This window comes from Luteitalea pratensis (genome assembly GCF_001618865.1).
In the GTDB taxonomy this organism is placed as follows: Bacteria; Acidobacteriota; Vicinamibacteria; order Vicinamibacterales; family Vicinamibacteraceae; genus Luteitalea; species Luteitalea pratensis.
The window spans coordinates 6,525,483-6,541,717 of sequence record NZ_CP015136.1; the positions used below are offsets into that span (position 1 = coordinate 6,525,483).

19 protein-coding genes are annotated in these 16,235 nt (G+C 66.9%); 15 read left to right on the plus strand and 4 right to left on the minus strand.

Features of this window, described 5'->3' with window-relative positions; translation table 11 throughout:
- Positions 1 to 42 precede the first annotated feature (42 nt).
- Both LuPra_RS27485 and LuPra_RS27490 read right to left on the minus strand, forming a co-directional pair.
- Entirely contained in the window at positions 43 to 1,041 is a 999-nt protein-coding gene (locus tag LuPra_RS27485) for an IPT/TIG domain-containing protein (RefSeq protein ID WP_110173724.1), read from the minus strand.
- A gap of 104 nt (positions 1,042 to 1,145) precedes the next feature.
- Positions 1,146 to 1,622: a C40 family peptidase gene (locus tag LuPra_RS27490; protein ID WP_110173725.1), complete on the minus strand. Its 477-nt coding sequence runs from the start codon at positions 1,620 to 1,622 to the stop codon at positions 1,146 to 1,148.
- A 226-nt stretch (positions 1,623 to 1,848) separates the two neighbouring features.
- Between LuPra_RS27490 and LuPra_RS27495 the strand changes: the two genes are divergently transcribed.
- Positions 1,849 to 2,292 carry an HNH endonuclease gene (locus LuPra_RS27495; protein WP_234800583.1) on the plus strand — a complete coding sequence of 148 codons (444 nt, stop codon included), beginning with the start codon at positions 1,849 to 1,851 and terminating at the stop codon, positions 2,290 to 2,292.
- A gap of 115 nt (positions 2,293 to 2,407) precedes the next feature.
- Here LuPra_RS27495 and LuPra_RS27500 read toward each other — a convergent pair whose 3' ends face one another.
- Together LuPra_RS27500 and mtgA are read right to left on the minus strand one after the other, a co-directional pair.
- Positions 2,408 to 3,202, minus strand: coding sequence for a hypothetical protein (locus LuPra_RS27500; protein ID WP_110173727.1), 795 nt, complete (start codon positions 3,200 to 3,202; stop codon positions 2,408 to 2,410).
- 61 nt (positions 3,203 to 3,263) lie between these two features.
- Complete coding sequence (gene mtgA / locus LuPra_RS27505; protein WP_110173728.1) at positions 3,264 to 4,217, minus strand: monofunctional biosynthetic peptidoglycan transglycosylase; 954 nt, start codon at positions 4,215 to 4,217, stop codon at positions 3,264 to 3,266.
- A 221-nt stretch (positions 4,218 to 4,438) separates the two neighbouring features.
- Between mtgA and LuPra_RS32355 the strand changes: the two genes are divergently transcribed.
- The 14 genes from LuPra_RS32355 to LuPra_RS27570 all read left to right on the plus strand — a co-directional run bounded on the left by LuPra_RS32355 (position 4,439) and on the right by LuPra_RS27570 (position 15,994).
- Entirely contained in the window at positions 4,439 to 5,659 is a 1,221-nt protein-coding gene (locus tag LuPra_RS32355; RefSeq protein ID WP_157899756.1) for an energy transducer TonB, read from the plus strand.
- Entirely contained in the window at positions 5,656 to 6,096 is a 441-nt protein-coding gene (locus LuPra_RS32360; protein ID WP_157899757.1) for a DUF192 domain-containing protein, read from the plus strand. The genes LuPra_RS32355 and LuPra_RS32360 overlap by 4 nt, the downstream gene beginning before the upstream one ends.
- A 181-nt stretch (positions 6,097 to 6,277) precedes the next feature.
- A complete protein-coding gene (locus tag LuPra_RS27515; RefSeq protein WP_110173730.1) occupies positions 6,278 to 6,442 on the plus strand; it encodes a Flp family type IVb pilin in 165 nt (54 codons plus the stop codon).
- A 67-nt stretch (positions 6,443 to 6,509) separates the two neighbouring features.
- Positions 6,510 to 6,674: a Flp family type IVb pilin gene (locus LuPra_RS27520; protein WP_110173731.1), complete on the plus strand. Its 165-nt coding sequence runs from the start codon at positions 6,510 to 6,512 to the stop codon at positions 6,672 to 6,674.
- Positions 6,675 to 6,685: 11 nt separating this feature from the next.
- Entirely contained in the window at positions 6,686 to 6,892 is a 207-nt protein-coding gene (locus LuPra_RS27525) for a Flp family type IVb pilin (protein ID WP_157899758.1), read from the plus strand.
- Entirely contained in the window at positions 6,892 to 7,431 is a 540-nt protein-coding gene (locus LuPra_RS27530; protein WP_157899759.1) for an A24 family peptidase, read from the plus strand. The genes LuPra_RS27525 and LuPra_RS27530 overlap by 1 nt, the downstream gene beginning before the upstream one ends.
- 2 nt (positions 7,432 to 7,433) lie before the next feature.
- Positions 7,434 to 7,880: a TadE/TadG family type IV pilus assembly protein gene (locus tag LuPra_RS27535; protein ID WP_234800974.1), complete on the plus strand. Its 447-nt coding sequence runs from the start codon at positions 7,434 to 7,436 to the stop codon at positions 7,878 to 7,880.
- A 182-nt stretch (positions 7,881 to 8,062) separates the two neighbouring features.
- Complete coding sequence (gene cpaB, locus LuPra_RS27540; RefSeq protein ID WP_157899761.1) at positions 8,063 to 8,941, plus strand: Flp pilus assembly protein CpaB; 879 nt, start codon at positions 8,063 to 8,065, stop codon at positions 8,939 to 8,941.
- A complete protein-coding gene (locus LuPra_RS27545; protein ID WP_110173736.1) occupies positions 8,938 to 10,281 on the plus strand; it encodes a type II and III secretion system protein family protein in 1,344 nt (447 codons plus the stop codon). Before cpaB ends, LuPra_RS27545 begins: the two co-directional genes overlap by 4 nt.
- A gap of 25 nt (positions 10,282 to 10,306) precedes the next feature.
- Positions 10,307 to 11,563: a pilus assembly protein TadG-related protein gene (locus tag LuPra_RS27550; protein WP_110173737.1), complete on the plus strand. Its 1,257-nt coding sequence runs from the start codon at positions 10,307 to 10,309 to the stop codon at positions 11,561 to 11,563.
- Complete coding sequence (locus LuPra_RS27555) at positions 11,560 to 12,732, plus strand: CpaE/TadZ family protein (protein WP_110173738.1); 1,173 nt, start codon at positions 11,560 to 11,562, stop codon at positions 12,730 to 12,732. The genes LuPra_RS27550 and LuPra_RS27555 overlap by 4 nt, the downstream gene beginning before the upstream one ends.
- A gap of 3 nt (positions 12,733 to 12,735) precedes the next feature.
- Positions 12,736 to 14,073, plus strand: coding sequence for a TadA family conjugal transfer-associated ATPase (locus LuPra_RS27560; RefSeq protein WP_110173739.1), 1,338 nt, complete (start codon positions 12,736 to 12,738; stop codon positions 14,071 to 14,073).
- A gap of 8 nt (positions 14,074 to 14,081) precedes the next feature.
- A complete protein-coding gene (locus LuPra_RS27565; RefSeq protein ID WP_110173740.1) occupies positions 14,082 to 15,059 on the plus strand; it encodes a type II secretion system F family protein in 978 nt (325 codons plus the stop codon).
- 14 nt (positions 15,060 to 15,073) lie between these two features.
- Complete coding sequence (locus LuPra_RS27570) at positions 15,074 to 15,994, plus strand: type II secretion system F family protein (protein WP_162472846.1); 921 nt, start codon at positions 15,074 to 15,076, stop codon at positions 15,992 to 15,994.
- Positions 15,995 to 16,235: the final 241 nt, after the last annotated feature.

Consider the following 16,235-nt stretch of genomic DNA (forward strand, 5'->3'; position numbering starts at 1 on the left):
CTACCATCGTGCGGTTCCCTGTCGACGCGCAACTGTGAGGCGTTACAGCGCCACACGGTAGATTGTGTCGTTTGTGCAGACGGCCATCGTGCCGTCGGTCGGATCGAAGGCAACGCCGAGCAGCCCTGCGCCGCTGACGGCGACGGTCCTGGACCCGTCAGAAGCGATGCGATAGACGACGCTGTCGCCCGCGAGGGCATCGACGACGTGCAGCACGCCGTGCGCGTCGAAGGCGAGGCCCTGGGGCCGCCCGAAGCCCTCGATCCACCGGCTGACCTCTCCCTCCGGCGAGACCTTGTAGAGCACGTCCGACGAATTGAGTGTGGGCGCGGCAACGATCAACGTATCGTCGGGTGCGACCGCAAGGTGAAATGCCGCGACGCTCGGCGGGATCGCGGCCAGCGGTTTGTGTCGTCCATGCCGGTCGACGCGATGGATGGTGCCGGAGCGATCACCGACGAGCAAATCGCCGTCGCGGGTGAACGCGAGCCCGAATGCGACGCCGAGGTTTTCGGCAAATTTCTCGACCTCCCCGTCGGGCGTGACGCGCGAGACCGTGCCCTCGAAGCGACTCGATACGTAGAGATGGCCGTCCGGCCCGAACGCCAGCGACGTGGCGTTGCCGAGACCTGTGACCAGCGGTTCACGCGCGCCATCCGGGCCGATGCGGAAGACGGACACCGGGGTTTCCTGGCCGCGTTGACCGCTGAGCGTGGCGTGCAATCGGCCTTCCCTGTCGTAGGCCGGGCTGTCCACCTGGTGGACGCCCGTTGCCAGCACCTTGCCGACGATGACGTACGGCGTCGAGCCCTCCAGTCCCTCGATGGCCAGCGCCTGCTGTCCACCCGCGGCGTCGGCCGGCACTTCGACGACGACGACACGGGAGGACGCGCGGACGACGCGGACGCTCTCGCCACCGAGCGTGACCTGCGGCACCTGGCCTGGGCGCACGGCGAAACCCGTCCCACGGACCACGAGGCGGCCGCCCGGTGCGACCGCCGTCGGCTCGATTCCCTGGATCTCGGCGCGCGACATCGTCATGAGGATTTCAGAAAAGCGTCGGGTACCGGGCACCGGGTACCGGGCACCGGGTACCGGGTACCGGGTAGGCGTCGAGCAAGCTCGACGCCTACAATTACACAGTTTCAGCGCGCCACGAGGCGGCGGGCGCCGGCAAACCGCTCGGCCCAATACGGCGCGTCGAGCCGGTCGACGCGGACCTGGCTGCGGGCATTTGGCGCGTGGATGAATCCGCCATCGCCGGTGGCGATACCGACATGCGACACGCGATGGCCGTCGGTGCGGAAGAACACGAGGTCACCCGCCTCGATGGCGCGAGTCCGCAGATCCCGACCGACCTCGAATTGCGACTCGGCCGTTCGCGGCAATGCGACCCCTGACTGCCCGTAGAGGTACTGAACGAAGCCGCTACAGTCGAAGCCGCCGGGGGCGGAGCCGCCCGCCCGATAGGCTGTGCCCGTGTATGCACGGGCTTGCGCCACGATGGCCTGCCCTCCCCCGGGGACAGGGTAGGTCGTGGCACGGCCGACGCCCCGTCCGGACGCACAGGCACCGGTCGCGAGGGTGAGCGTCAGCACGATGAGCCGGGCCGTGCAGAACATCTGTCGCGCTATCGGGACGGTGGATGTAACTCTTTAGCGACGTGCACCTTACCGGGCCAATGGATGGCTTGACAGTGCAGAAGCGCGTGGGACAGACTACTTGCCAGAACCGTTGAACGGGTCAGTAGCGCCGCCTATGGAGCAGACATTGCTTCTCAACGCGACGTGGGAGCCCCTCAAGGTCGTCAACTGGCAGAAGGCCCTCACGCTCTGGTGCCAGGGCAAGGTGGAGGTTGTCGCCAGTCACGACCGGGAAGTGCACTCAGTCTCGCTGAGTTTTCGACTTCCGTCCGTCATCCGCCTGCTGAGGCGGATACGCATCAGGCGGGCCATCGATGATGTGCCCTTCTCTCGCGCGAACATCTACGCCCGAGATCATTGCACCTGCCAATATTGCGGCATCCGGTTTTCGGCCGCCGACCTTACCTTCGATCACGTCATTCCAGTGGCCCAGGGTGGTCGCAAGTCCTGGGACAACATCGTCGCGGCCTGCGTGACGTGCAACAGGCGCAAGGGCGGACGCACGCCCACCCAGGCCGGCATGTCGCTGATCCGGACACCGAAGCGGCCATCGAAGGCGCCGGCCGTGCGCCTGACGATCGGCCTGCGGCACACGCCGGACAGCTGGCGCGACTACCTGTACTGGAACGTCGAGCTGGACGAAACGTGACCGGGGCCGCGCGTAATTGCAGAATTGCAGAATTTCACAATTTCACTACCCACCGCCGTGCCTCGAAGCTGGCAATGGCACTGAAATTCTGAAATTCTGAAATTCCTGCAATTCTCTAGGCTGCGCAGACCGGGACGAGCGCTGGCGCGCGGCTGAAGTCGCGAACGACGAGATCCGCCTCGGTGAAGAGCGCGCGGCCAGGCGCCTCCTTGAAGGGCTCCACCAGCACCGCCGGCGCCACTGGCTGATCGGCGAGCACGTCCACGTACCGCTGCGGGTACGAGCCGTCGCGGAACGTCGTGGCCACCACCGAACCATGCCGCGCCTGCAACGTGGCGAAGTCGTGCCGGACCACCTCGAGCACGTCGGCCGACGGCGCGGTGTCCAGATACGAGCAGACGAGATCGCGGACGTCGTCGAAGAACTGTGGCGGGTGGGTCCGGTGATCGATGCTGCCGTCGGCACGCGCGAGCCGGCGCAGCCCGCTCGCATCGGGGGCGATGTGGTAGAGCTCGTGCACGATCGTGTCGAGGCGTACGACCCAGGGGGGTAACCCGGTATCGACATACCGGTCGAGCTTGCGACGGCTCACCTGATCCGAGAACCGAGGCAGCGCAACCGAGATCATGTAATCGATCGGTGTCCCATGCATCACCACCTGTGGTGACTTGGTGACGAACCATGGCGATCGGCGCGTGATCGTGCCGGTGAGCGCATCGGCCCAGAAGTAATAGCCCGGTTCGCTCGTCGGCAACGTGAGGCAATGACACGTGGCATTGGGGCCGTCGGCGCCCGTGCGACCGCGGCGCGCGAACAGCAGTGTGCGCTCGGGACGCACGTGTGCGAGTGCTGGGACACGCTGGGTGATGTCGGCTACGAGGCCGGAGAGCGCGTCAGTAAGATGGAACATACCTTGCCAGGCAAATCGGGCGGGCGGGCCGGAACATGAAACACCCCCGAGCCACATCGGGTCAAGTATCGGAAGGTGGTGTCGGTAACGGTCGCGCTGGCGCCTCATCCGGTGTCGGCGCTGGCTGAGATGGTGCGTCCACCGGGGCCCGGGGTGTGCTGCCTTCCTCACTACTATCGGACGATGGAGAGGGCTCGGTAGATTCCACGGCCGTGTCGGCGTCCAGCGAGATCACCGCTTTCGGCGCGGCGTCGTACTCCGATGGCGGGACAGGCGCCCCCCGCGTGCCCATGCGCCGCAGGATCATCTGCTGGCGCCGGCGCAATCGTGGCGGCGGATCGGCTGGACTGTAGCGGTTGGGATTGATCAACGCGCCGGCGAGCAACGCGGCTTCGGACGCGCCGAGTCCCGACGCAGGCTTGCGGAAGTATCGACGGCTTGCCGCTTCGGCGCCCCACGTACCCCCACCCCACTCGACGACGTTGAGGTACAGCTCGAGGATACGACGCTTGCTGAGCAGCCGCTCGAGGCGGCGCGTGATCATCAACTCGCTGAGCTTGCGCAACGGGTTCTGCGTCGGCGAGAGGTACAGGTTCTTGGCGAGCTGCTGCGTGATCGTCGAGCCGCCGCGCACGATGGTGCCCTGTGTGAGGTTGGCTTCCAGGGAATCCTTGATCGCCTCGATCTCGATGCCGTCGTGATCCCAGAAGCCGCTGTCCTCGGTGACGAGGACCGCTCGCTTCAGCGTCTGGGCGATGCGCGTGTATGGCACGAAGCGATACTCGCGAACCGCGGGATGTCCCTCGGCATGGGCCTGCCGATCGCGCAGGCGCATGAAGGCGGTGTCGGCAGGTGGCGCGTCGACGAGTGGCCGTACGTCTGGCACCGTCAGCGCGAGGTACCCCAGGTACAGCACGCCGGCGGCGGCAATCCCCGACAGCACCTGCCCGGCGCGACGCACTCCCGAACGGCCAGGGCGCGCGGCGGTCCTGCGGCGGCGTGGTGCAGCGCACATGCGCCTATCAGTATAGAGGCGGGGCAGCCGCGGGCCCGACCGCACATCGGGACTGTGTCTGCTTGACACAAGGGGCGAGAGAGTCGAGAGGCGGGGCCGTTCGAGAGGTGTGTCCCGGAGACTGGTGAGTACCGAGTCCTCTGCCGATTGCTAGGGATACCGCCGGGTTGCTTCGAGTTTCCGAGCAGCGACGCCGTCGGCCGTACTCGAACGAGACTTCAGTGGCATCACCAGAGATGACTTCGTCGGAGATTCGGTTGGCGGACCTCGTGGACGGGTCGACGCCGGTGGCCTGGTACGAGGCCGTGGCCCTCGTGCATCAGGTCGGACGTGCCGTGATGGATCAGCCGGCGCTCGGCGTACCCGGGCTGACGGGCCTGCACCTCGGGTCCGACGGGATCGTCCGGATCGAACCGCAGGCAACGGCGGCGCCCGACGTCGTCCCCGCACTCGCCGACCTCCTGAAGGCGCTACTGCCGCCTAGTAGCCCCGAGCGGCTCGCAGCACTTGCCGACTCCAGCCTGACAGAAGTCCGCGAGTCCGCCCTAAAAGAGTTTCTTGCCGCGCTGACTTTCTTTTGTCGTCCGGACGAAGTCGGCGACTTAAAGATGCTGGCGGAGCGCGCCTCCTCCACCCGCGTCGCGGCCGCCCGCGCGGCTGCCCTGCACGCCCTGACCGAGCGAGCGCGCCAAGTGCCGCCCGACGAACACACGGCTGTCGCCAAGACCCGGAAGTCATTCAATACGCGTCCGTTAAAGCTCGTGGCGGCGATCGCGATGGCGGTGGCGGTGCTCGCCGTCGGCGCGTGGACGCTGAAGCAACCCCTGGCGGCGTCCGTCGAACCGGCCAACGGTGATCCAGTAGCCCAGCCAACCGTGGCACAGCGCGTGCAGAACGTCGTTGCCTCGGCGGCCGCGGTGGTGAAGGGGTCCTTGTCGGCCCCGCCGCCTGCGGCAGAAGGGCGCGGCAAGGACATCACGTTGAGGCCGCCCGCCAGTAGCCGATCGAGGTCGCGCCTGTCACAGCGAACCGAGGCCACGCCGGAAGTCGCGCCGACGTCGTCCGAGGCACCGTCCAACGCAAGGCCCGACGACACGCCAGGGCAGGGTGGGACTCACGCCCCGGTGACGGAGGCTGTAGTTGAGGAATCGAGGCCGGCCGGACCGCCGTTCGCCGCGGCCGACACGGACGTCACGCCGCCGGCGATCGTGCGCGCCCAGATGCCCGAAGTGCCCACCGGCGAACCCCCGGCCGGCACGCATGGAGTGCTGGAGCTGGTGATCGACGAGCGCGGGATGGTGACGACCGTGCGGCTCGTGTCGCCGGCGGCGCGCCATCAGGAACGGATGATGGTCTCGGCCGCCAAGACGTGGCGTTTTGCGCCGGCCACACGGGACGGCCATCCGGTAACCTACCGGTTACGCATGCCGGTGGTCTGGTGAGGGCCCACTGGCTGGCCCCTCTTCTGCGCGATCGAGACGCGAAGTGGCGGCTCGTCGAGCAGCAATCGGGCCTCGTGCTGGCGGAGAGGATCGACACGGCCTTCGACTCGGCGTCGCGCCGCACCGGGCTGCTGGCCCGGGAGTCATGGCCGGAAGGGTCGGCGCTGATCATCGCGCCCTGCCAGGCCGTTCACACGGTCGGCATGCGCTTCGCAATCGACGTGGTGTTCGTCGACCGCGCGGGTGCTGTCGTGAAGGTACGCCAAGGCATGGTTCCTTGGCGATTCGCCGTGGCGCCACGTGCGTTTGCCGCCATCGAAGTGCCGGCGGGCACCCTCCAGGGCCGGATTGGCCACGCCGCTGTGCTGACACTGGATGTCGGCGCACCGGCATTGGAGTCGCGATCCGCCGGGTCGATTGCTTCGATGTGTCGATGAAATCGAGAGGTGCGCCCACCGGGCGTGGCTCTCGACTTGAACCGGTGCAGGTCTGCGCCGCGTTCATCGCTCTCCGGCACCGCCGGGAGCACTGCCGGGCATGCCATGGTGGCGTGCGGGCAACACCGGTCCACCGCCCCACGGCGAGGACCGACCCCGGGCAAAGGGGTTAGGAGGACAGATGAAGCAGTTTCTGATTTCGGTCGTGCGTGATGACGAGGGCCAGGACCTCATCGAGTACGCGCTGCTGGCGGGATTGATCTCGCTGGTGTGCGTCCTCGCCATCACGGGCGTGGGCAGCAAGGTCAATGCGCTGTTCGGCAGCGTGTCGGCTTCGATTCCCTGACGCCATCGGCGCAGCGGGCAGGCCTGGTGGCTTGCCCGTCGCGCCGAGTCTTCCGAGGGTAGGTTCAATGACATCGCGCAGCAGGCTGTGGACTGACGACGGCGGGCAGGACCTGATCGAGTACGCACTGCTCGCGGCGCTGATTTCCGTGTGTTCCATCGTCGCGATCGGCGCGCTCGGGCTGGCGATCGACAACTACTACAAGACCAGCGTCGAGGCGAAGATTCCTTGAGGATGCGGCGCATGGCGAACGGAACGATCGCTGGAGTGACGCGTCGCGTGTGGCGCTGCGAAGACGGCAACGACCTGCTGGAGTATGCGCTGCTGACGGCGCTCATCGGCATCGTCAGCGTCCTCACGTGGGGCGTCATCGCCGGCAAACTCGGGACCGCGTACGGATCGTACGACGTCGGCACGCAGGGTCTGTGGAACTCGCCGGATCCGATGTGATGCCAACGATGCTGACCGGCCCGATGGACCTCCTGATCGGCGGCGCCGTGATGACCGCGCTCGTGGCCTGTGCCACCGACGTGCGTTCCCGGCGGATTCCGAACGTGCTCACGGTGAGCGCGGCCTTGCTGGCCCTGTTGTGCCGCCTGTTGGTCGGCGGGCCGTGGGCGCTCATCGGCGGACTGCTGGGCGGTGTCGTCGGGTTCCTGCTCTTCCTTCCCCTGTTCGCGGTACGAGGCTTGGGAGGCGGCGACGTGAAGTTGCTGGGCGCGCTGGGCGCCTGGATCGGTAGCAATCTCGTGCTGTGGACAGCGCTCTACACCGCCCTCTGCGGCGGTGTCATGGCGCTCGGGCTCGCACTGTGGCACGGCGTCCTGCGGCGAACGCTCGGGCACCTGTCGCTGATGTTGACGCACTGGCGCGTGGTGGGGCCGGGCCCGGTCGCCGGGTTGACGTTGGAAGACTCCCGGAGCTTGCGGTTGGCCTACGCGATTCCGATCGCTTGTGGACTGGTACTGACGCTATGGCTGAAGGCTTGACTGTGAATCGTACGCGGAATGGCGAGCGTGGGGCGGAACTGGTCGAGTTCGCCTTCGTGCTCCCCGTCCTGCTGCTGGTGTTTGCGGGCATCGTCGACTTCGGGTTCCTGTTCCAGCGATACGAAGTCGTGACCAACGCCGCGCGGGAAGGCGCTCGGCTGGCGACGCTGCCCAACTACACGCAAGCCGACGTGATCGCGCGGGTCAACGACTACCTGAACACCGGTATCGGCGCCGGCGCGGACGCCAACGCCACCACGACGATGGTCAACACGACGGTGGCGGTCTCCGGAGGCCCTGGCGTCTCGGCGCGACGCGTCGAAGTGGCCTACACGAGCACGTACCTCGTGCTCGGCCCGATCTCGGCCCTGGTTGGGGGCAGCAATGGGTTCAGCACCATCACCTTGCATGGCGTGTCGACGATGCGCGTCGAGGCACCAGGCCCCTGAGCGCTCGCCGGCGCCTGACACCGGTCGGGCGTGCAGCAGCGGTCGGAAGGTGGTCGCAGAGAGGCGACCACGCAGGACATTGAGGTCCGCCGGAATTCGTGGACGAACGAGTCGTCCCCGAGCTTCCGGCTCGCAGGAATCGGGCGCGCACGCGGAGTGTGCAGGCGCCCAAGGAGAACGACATGAATCGGGGCTTGCGGACGGCCATCGTCCTTGCCGTCGCACTCGTGGCCGCACTCGGGGCCAGTTTCGTTGCCTTCATGGCGATGCAGCGGTTGTCAGCGCAGTCGTCTACGCCTGACACCGTGCCGGTGGTCGTGGCGGTGCGCGACGTGCCGATGGGCACGCTGCTCACAACCGATCACGTCAAGGTGATGCCATGGCCGACCAACAGCCAGGTGCAGGGGGCCCTCGGGCGCGTCGAGGACGCCCTCGACCGCGGCACGATCCTCGGGCTGGCAGTCAACGAACCGGTGACCGAAGCCAAACTCGCCGCCAAGGGCATCGGCTCAGGCCTCTCGCCGACGATCACGCCCGGCATGCGGGCCATCTCGATCAAGGTCAACGAGGTCGTCGGCGTAGCGGGCTTTGTCGTACCCGGATCGCGCGTCGACGTGCTGGTCACGATCGAGACGCCAGGCGCCACCACACGCAGCAGCATGACCCGGGTTGTCGTCAGCAACGTGCAGGTGCTGACCGCCGGGACGCGGATCGACCAGGACAAGGCGCAGGCCGAAGGGAAGCCGATTGCGGCCTCGGTGGTCACGCTGCTGGTGCTGCCTGAGGACGCCGAGCGGATCGCGCTGGCGCAGGTCGAGGGCCAGGTGACTCTGACGCTGCGCAACCCGACCGACACGGCGCCGACCCCAACGCCAGGCGCCCGTCTTGCGAGCCTGCTCGGCACGCAGACCGACAACGCGCCGTCGGCGCCCACGGCCCCTGCCCCGCGGGTGCGCCCGCGTCGCCTGGTTGCGCCGCCGCCTGCCGCCCCGCCTGCACCAAAGGCCTATACCGTCGAGACCATCCGTGGCGCCAAGCGCACCGAGGAGATCGTCAAGTGACCCGCTCCATCCTCAAGACGTCAGCTCTCGGCCTCGCCCTCGCGATCGCTGGCAGCATGCCGCTGCCCCTCCACGCTCAGGGCACGAGGCCGGCGACGCCGAGCGCCCCTGACGGCGCGTTCGAACGGATCACCCTGACCGCGAACCGCTCGCGCGTGCTGGCCGTGCCGTTCGACATCGTCCGGATTGCGGTGACCAACCCTGCGGTCGCCGATGCGGTGGTGGTCAACCCGCGTGAAGTCCTGGTCGACGGGAAGGGCCCGGGGACGACCAGTCTCATCATCTGGGGCAACGACGCGCGCGTCCAGTACGACGTCGCCGTCGACCCCGGCGTGGCCACGCTCGAACAGCATTTCAAGGTCCTGTTTCCCGGCGAGGACATTCGCGTCTCCGTCTCGGACGAGGCCGTTATCCTCGTCGGTGAGGTCTCGAGCAACAACATCGTGTTGCGCGCCGGCGAGATCGCGGCCGGGGCCTATGCCAAGAGCAAGGTAATCAACATGCTGGGCCTGCCGGGCGGCACGCCCAGCCAGCAGGTGATGCTGCAGGTGCGTTTCGCCGAGGTGAACCGACGTGCGGTCACGGAACTCGGGGCCACCTTCATCTCCAACCAGCGCATCGCGGCCCGCACCACGACCCAGCAGTACGCCGGGCCCGACTTCAGTAACGACGCCACCAGCGGGCTGGTCTTTTCCGACTTCCTGAACCTGTTCGTGTTCGATCGCCAGGAAGGGCTCGGCCTGCTGATCAAGGCACTGCAGCAGAACGGCTACTTCCAGAGTCTCGCCGAGCCGAACCTGATCGCCTACAACGGACAGGAGGCCAGTTTCCTCGCCGGCGGTGAGTTCCCCGTGCCGATCGTGCAGGGTGGCAACACCAACGCCGTCACCATCCAGTTCAAGGAGTTCGGCATCCGGCTGAACTTCAAGCCGACCATCGCCGGCGACATCATCAGGCTGCGGGTTCGCCCGGAAGTCTCTTCGCTCGACTTCAACAACGGCATCACCCTCCAGGGCTTCCGCGTCCCGTCGCTGACGACCAGACGCGCCGAGACCGACATCGAACTGCGCGACGGCCAGACGTTCGCCGTGGCCGGTCTGCTGAGCAACCAGACACAAACCGACGGCGCTGCCATCCCGTGGGTCTCGAAGATCCCGATCATCGGCAACTTCTTCAAAAGCAAGGCCGATCGCAACGAGCAGACGGAACTGCTCGTCCTGATCACGCCGCGGCTCGTCAAGCCGCTGGATCCGGACGAGGTACCGGCCCTGCCGACCGACTCGAAGCGGTTCCTGCCGCCTGTCGATCCCACACCGCGCCCGTCCTCGGGGCAGCGCTGACACGACTCGGTAAGGGAGACGCGCGATGAGACGTGCAATCTGGCGGGATGATCGCGGGGCGGTGCTGGTCCACGTGGCTGTGGCCCTCGTCGGGCTGCTGGCGTTCAGCTCGCTCACCATCGACTACGGTGTGCTGTGGGTGGCACGTCGCCAGGCACAGAACGCGGCGGACGCCGCGGCCCTCGCCGCGGCGCATTCGCTGGCCTACGGCGACCTCACCGACATGACCACTCTCACCGCGCGCGTGAAGGCGGTCGGCGTCTCCGTGGCGCAACAGCACCTCGTGTGGGGGCAGGCGCCCTCCGTCACCCCCGACGACATCACCATCATCACCTGCCCGCCCCTCACGCCGGGCGTGCCGGATCAGTGCGTGCGGGTCGAGGTGTTCCGCCGCCAGGGCCGGTCACCGCTGCCGACGTTCTTCGGCAACCTCGTGGGGGTCACGTCGCAGGGGGTTCAGGCGACGGCCACCGCGCAGGTCGCGGTCGGCGCCACGACCAGCTGCGTGCGGCCGTGGGCCATCCCCGACAAGTGGCTCGATCGCATCGACGACGACGCTCCGAAGGACATCGACACGTGGACGATGGACGACACGTTCAATCGTTACTACGAGTCGGGCGCGCTGAAAGGCGAGCTGCTCGGGCCGGTCGAGACGCTGGACGAGTACGTGCCCTCGATGGGCTACAAGGTCCCGGACGACATCGGTCTGCGCGTCAAGCTGAAGGTCGGGAGCCCACAGGACACGATCAGCCCGGGCTTCTTCCTGCCGATTTCAATCGGAGGGACGGGCGGCAACGTGTATCAGGAGAACATCGAGGAGTGTAACCCTCACCAGTTCGCGATCGGTGACGTGCTTTCGACCGAAGAAGGCGTCGAGGTCGAGCCGGGCAACATGATCGGCCCGACCAAGCACGGCGTCGACAACCTGATCGCCGCCGACACGCTCATGAATGGCGAGGAAGCCGTCTGGAAATGCACCGATGGGCACGTCGCGTCGGCCAACGAGGACTGTGCCGGCTACCCCAGCACGGGCACCAGCCTCCGCATCGTGCCGCTGCCGGTCTTCGACGTCCAGGCGTACCTGGACGAGAAGTACTTCGGTGAGGACAAGACGACGGGTCGCTTTAACCTGAAAATCACTCGTCTGGTCGGCTTCTTCATCGAACGGATGCAGGGCAACGACGTCATCGGCCGCGTCACCTACTACCCGGCCAACGGCACGCTCGGCAGCGGCACGGCAAACAACGCGAATTTCCTCAGAAAGATCATTCTCGTCCGATGAGCGTCGTCACCTTTCCACAAATCGCTGTGATCGGGGCCCGCGGCCGGGACCTCGAAACGCACCTCGGCTCAGCTGGCATGCGCGTGACGTCGATGGCGGCCTCCGACCTTCTGGCGCTCGCGCATCCGTCGGCGCGTCCCTCGCAGGTCGTCATCATCGACCTGCGCGACGCGAGCGTGCTTCCGCCGACTGTGGCCGTGCTGCGCCGCAACCATCCCAACACCGCCGTCGTGCTAGTCGTTACTCATCTGGATCCGACGCTGATGCTCGACGCGATGCGCTCGGGAGTCACCGAGATCGTGCCAGAACCGCTGACGCAGTCGGCGCTCGAGGCCGCGGTGGGCCGGGTATGGAACGCTCAGGAACCGGACAACGCCGGCCAGGTCATTGCGGTCGTCGGCGGCAAGGGCGGCGTGGGAGCGACCACGATCGCGGTCAACCTCGCGACCGTGCTCGCTCGCGAGGCGCCGGGCGAGGCGCTGCTCATCGACCTGCACCCTGCCCAGGGGGACGCGGCCCTGCAGCTGGGTGCCGAGCCGCGCTTCTCGGTGGTCGATGCGCTCGAAAACACGCACCGCCTCGACGAGGCCTACTTCCGCAGCCTCGTGGTCGTGGTGAAGAAGGGACCCGACCTGCTGGCGTCCTCCGACCGGCACGTCATCGGGTCGCCTGGGGCCGACCGCGTGCGCGCGCTCGTCGAGTTCGCGGCACGAACCTACAAGTACGTCGTCCTCGACGTGCCGCGCACCGACCTCAGCATTCTCGATGGCCTGGACAACACGCAGCAGGTCGTCATCATCGTGAACCAGGAACTCAGTGCGATCCGCAATGGCGCGCGGCTGGTCGAGGCGCTGTCGCAGCGGTACGGCAAGGACCGGCTGATCCTGGCTCTGGCGCGATTCGACAAGGCCGCCGAAATCGGCACCGAGGACATCGCCAGAGTGGTTGGACTTCCCGTCTCGCACGTCGTGCCGAACGACTATCGCGCCGCCGTCAGGGCGGTGAACCAGGGACAGCCCATCGCGATGGGCGAACCCAACAAGCTCACGGTCGCCCTGAAGAGCATGGCGATCAGCCTGGCAGGTTTGCGGCCGCCTCCCGTCGAGGCACCACCGTCCGCGGGGCTGCTGGGCCGCCTCACCCTTCGTCGAACCTCACAGGTGCTCTAGACCATGACGCAATCCACTGGTTTCAACGCGCGCGCACTCGGGCCGTCGATCGACGTCCGCCATCCGCAGTACCAGGACCTCAAGGGCCGCGTTCACCAGGGCCTGCTGAACCGCCTGAACCTCGAACGGCTCGCCTCAGTCAAGCGCAAGGAGGCCGAGCCGGAAATCCGCACGATCATCCAGAGCATGCTCGAGGACGAGTCACGCACCGTCCCTTTGAGTCAGTTCGAGCGTGAGGCCCTGGTCAGCGACGTGCTCGACGAGTTGTTCGGTCTCGGCCCGCTGGAGGTGCTGCTGGCCGATCCGACGATCTCGGACATCCTGGTCAACCGTCACGACCTGATATACGTCGAGCGCGAGGGACGACTCGAAGAAACGTCGCTCGTCTTCCGCGACGACCGTCATCTGATGCAAATCATCGAGCGCATCGTCAGCTCCGTGGGCCGTCGTGTCGACGAGTCCAGCCCGATGGTGGACGCGCGTCTGGCGGATGGCTCGCGCGTCAACGCGGTCATCCCACCGCTGGCGCTCGACGGGCCGTCGATGTCGATTCGCCGGTTCCGGACCGACCGCCTCGGCGCCAACGACCTGGTCGCGCGCGATGCACTGACCGCACCGATGCTGGAGTTCCTGGAGAAGTGCGTCGCGAGCCGCCTCAACGTCATCGTTTCTGGCGGCACGGGTGCGGGCAAGACGACGATGCTCAACGTGCTCTCGAGCTTCATCAGCGAACGAGAGCGCGTGGTGACGATCGAAGACGCCGCGGAACTCCGGCTTCGCCAGCGTCATGTGGTGCGGCTCGAGACCCGCCCGCCCAACATCGAGGGCAAGGGCGCCGTCCGCCAGCGCGAGCTGGTCATCAATGCGCTGCGCATGCGGCCCGATCGCATCGTCGTCGGCGAAGTCCGAGGCGAGGAAGCGCTCGACATGTTGCAGGCGATGAACACCGGCCACGACGGCAGTCTCACGACCATTCACGCCAACACGCCGCGCGACGCGCTGTACCGCCTCGACACCATGGTGGCGATGGCGGGTTTCAACCTGCCCGACAAGGCGATCCGCCAGCAAGTCGCCTCAGCCGTGGACCTGATTGTGCAGGTGGCACGGCAGGCCGACGGCGCTCGTCGGGTCACAGCGATTTCCGAGCTGACCGGCATGGAAGGCGACGTGATCACGATGCAGGACATCTTCGTGTTCGAGCAGCAGGGACTGTCTCCGGAGGGCCGGGTGCGCGGACGATTTCGTGCGACGGGCATCCGCCCGCGGTGTGCTGAGCGTTTGGCGACGGCCGGCCACAGTTTGCCGCTCTCGCTCTTCGAGCACGTCAAGGCCGTGGCGTAGGACTCGCGATGCTTGTTCCGGCTATCGTCTTCCTCATCGTCCTGGGCGTAGTGTTCGGGGTGTTCTACACGGCGATCCTGCGCCCCGAGGACGCGCGGCGAGACGCCGTCCACGCCCGGCTCCAACAGCAGCTCGGCAAGGGCGGGCGCGCGCCGCGCAAGCGGGCGTCGTCGCTGCTACGCGGCGACCGCGATCTGACCGCGCTGCCACTCGTGGACAACCTGCTGCTTCCGTTCACGATTATCACAAGGCCGCTCGGCGAGCACATCGCTCACGCCAACCTGCAGCTCACCGTGGGCGCGCTGCTGGCCACGAGCAGCATCGCCAGCGTCCTGGCGTTCGTCGTCGTGGAAGTGCTGACGGGATACGAGCTGGTGGCATTGGGAGTGGCGGCGGTCGCGTTCTACGTACCAATCGTCGTGGTCCGTTTCAAGGCGACCCGGCGGATCCGCGCCTTCGAGGAGCAGTTCCCCGAGAGCGTCGACCTGATCGCGCGGGCGCTGCGGGCAGGACACGCGTTCACGACCGCACTGTCGATGGCGGCCGACGAGAGCCCGGAGCCGGTCGGTGGCGAGTTCAAGCGTCTGTACGACGAGCAGAACTTCGGCATGCCACTCAGCGACGCGATGCGTGACTTCGCCAGGCGCATCCCGCTGCTCGACGCCAAGTTCTTCGTGACCGCGGTGCTGACGCAGCGCGAGTCAGGCGGCAACCTGGCGGAGGTCCTCGACAACCTCGCGACCGTCGTCCGCGAACGCTTCAAGGTCAAGCGGCAGGTGCGGGTGATCTCGGCGCACGGTCGTATGACCGGGTACGTGCTCATGGGCCTCCCGCCCGCGCTGGCGATGGCGTTCATGGTGGTGAGCGAGTCGCACATCGAGATGCTGTTGGGCGACATCATCGGCTTGTGGATGATCGCCGGCGCCGTCGTCCTGCAGACGATGGGCTGCCTGATCATTCGCAAGCTGGTCAACATCGAGTACTGACAATGAACTCCGAAATGATAGTGCTGGTCGGCGGCGTGTTCGTGGCAGTGGCCGGCTTCCTCACGCTGGGCGGGTTCGCCGTGCTCAATCGGCTGGCGCCGGAGCGGAGGCGGCTCGAGGGGATCACGAATAGAGGGGTGTCCACCGGGCTGGTGGTGGATCCCGGTCCGTCCCTGGCCGCTGACGACCTCAGCAGCGTCGAGAAGCGACTGGCGAAGCTGGTGCCCAAGTCGCCCAAGGACATGGGCCGGCTGCAGCGGCAGATGGCGCTGGGCGGCTTCCACGGCTACCTGCCGGCGGCCATTTTCGTGCTGGTCGAAATCACCTTGCCGCTCATATTCGGGGCGATCCCGCTGCTCTGGCTGGGGTTCAGCGCCGGCTTGATCCTGGCGTTCGTGCTCGCCGCCGTGGGCTACGTGATACCGGGGCTGTACCTGTCACACCTGATTCGCGGCTTCAAGAAAGAGATTCGCAACGGGCTGCCAGACGCGCTCGACCTGCTGATCGTGTGCATCGAGGCCGGCAGCGGCCTGGACCAGGCGATCCTGAAGGCGACCGAGGAACTCGCCATCAGCTATCCGCGGCTGTCCACCGAACTCGGCATGATCACGACCGAGATTCGAGCCGGAAAGCCGCGCCTGGACGCGTTCCGCAATTTCGCCGAGCGCACGAAGGTCGAGGACGTGCAGTCGCTGGTGGCGATGCTGGTCCAGACCGATCGCTTCGGGACGAGTATCGCGCAGGCGCTACGCACCCACGCCGACGTGCTCCGCACCAAGCGCCGTCAGCGCGCCGAGGAGAAGGCCGCCAAACTCGGCGTGAAGCTGGTCTTCCCGCTGGTCTTCTGTCTCTTCCCCGCGCTGTACGTCGTGACACTCGGCCCTGCGGTCATTCAGTTCGTTCGAGTGTTCTTCGGACAGGTTGCGGCCGATTAGGTCTAGGCGCGGGCATGTGCCGGCGGGGACTTTGTACTGCAGGCTGTCTCCCTGCGACTTGACAAAGGAGTTTCATGATGCTGACGACGACTCAGCTGGTTCTCGTGGCGTTCGCCGCCGTGGTTCTGGTGCTGTACCTGATGCGCCGCCGCGCGCGGCTTCGGCACGAATAGCTAGACGCCCTCGTGGCAGCCGCGTGCACGCACGCGGCTGCACGCGGCCGCCTGCCCACGCGTATGCT

Bases quoted from the DNA above. Each gene is read 5' to 3' on its own strand.
- LuPra_RS27520 (WP_110173731.1), top strand. From the start codon at position 6,510: ATGACATCGCGCAGCAGGCTGTGGACTGACGACGGCGGGCAGGACCTG.
- mtgA (WP_110173728.1), bottom strand. From the start codon at position 4,217: ATGTGCGCTGCACCACGCCGCCGCAGGACCGCCGCGCGCCCTGGCCGT.
- LuPra_RS27550 (WP_110173737.1), top strand. From the start codon at position 10,307: ATGAGACGTGCAATCTGGCGGGATGATCGCGGGGCGGTGCTGGTCCAC.
- LuPra_RS27490 (WP_110173725.1), bottom strand. From the start codon at position 1,622: ATGTTCTGCACGGCCCGGCTCATCGTGCTGACGCTCACCCTCGCGACC.
- LuPra_RS27565 (WP_110173740.1), top strand. From the start codon at position 14,082: ATGCTTGTTCCGGCTATCGTCTTCCTCATCGTCCTGGGCGTAGTGTTC.
- LuPra_RS27555 (WP_110173738.1), top strand. From the start codon at position 11,560: ATGAGCGTCGTCACCTTTCCACAAATCGCTGTGATCGGGGCCCGCGGC.
- LuPra_RS27560 (WP_110173739.1), top strand. From the start codon at position 12,736: ATGACGCAATCCACTGGTTTCAACGCGCGCGCACTCGGGCCGTCGATC.
- LuPra_RS27570 (WP_162472846.1), top strand. From the start codon at position 15,074: ATGATAGTGCTGGTCGGCGGCGTGTTCGTGGCAGTGGCCGGCTTCCTC.
- LuPra_RS27530 (WP_157899759.1), top strand. From the start codon at position 6,892: ATGCCAACGATGCTGACCGGCCCGATGGACCTCCTGATCGGCGGCGCC.
- LuPra_RS27500 (WP_110173727.1), bottom strand. From the start codon at position 3,202: ATGTTCCATCTTACTGACGCGCTCTCCGGCCTCGTAGCCGACATCACC.
- LuPra_RS27485 (WP_110173724.1), bottom strand. From the start codon at position 1,041: ATGACGATGTCGCGCGCCGAGATCCAGGGAATCGAGCCGACGGCGGTC.
- cpaB (WP_157899761.1), top strand. From the start codon at position 8,063: ATGAATCGGGGCTTGCGGACGGCCATCGTCCTTGCCGTCGCACTCGTG.
- LuPra_RS27515 (WP_110173730.1), top strand. From the start codon at position 6,278: ATGAAGCAGTTTCTGATTTCGGTCGTGCGTGATGACGAGGGCCAGGAC.
- LuPra_RS27525 (WP_157899758.1), top strand. From the start codon at position 6,686: ATGGCGAACGGAACGATCGCTGGAGTGACGCGTCGCGTGTGGCGCTGC.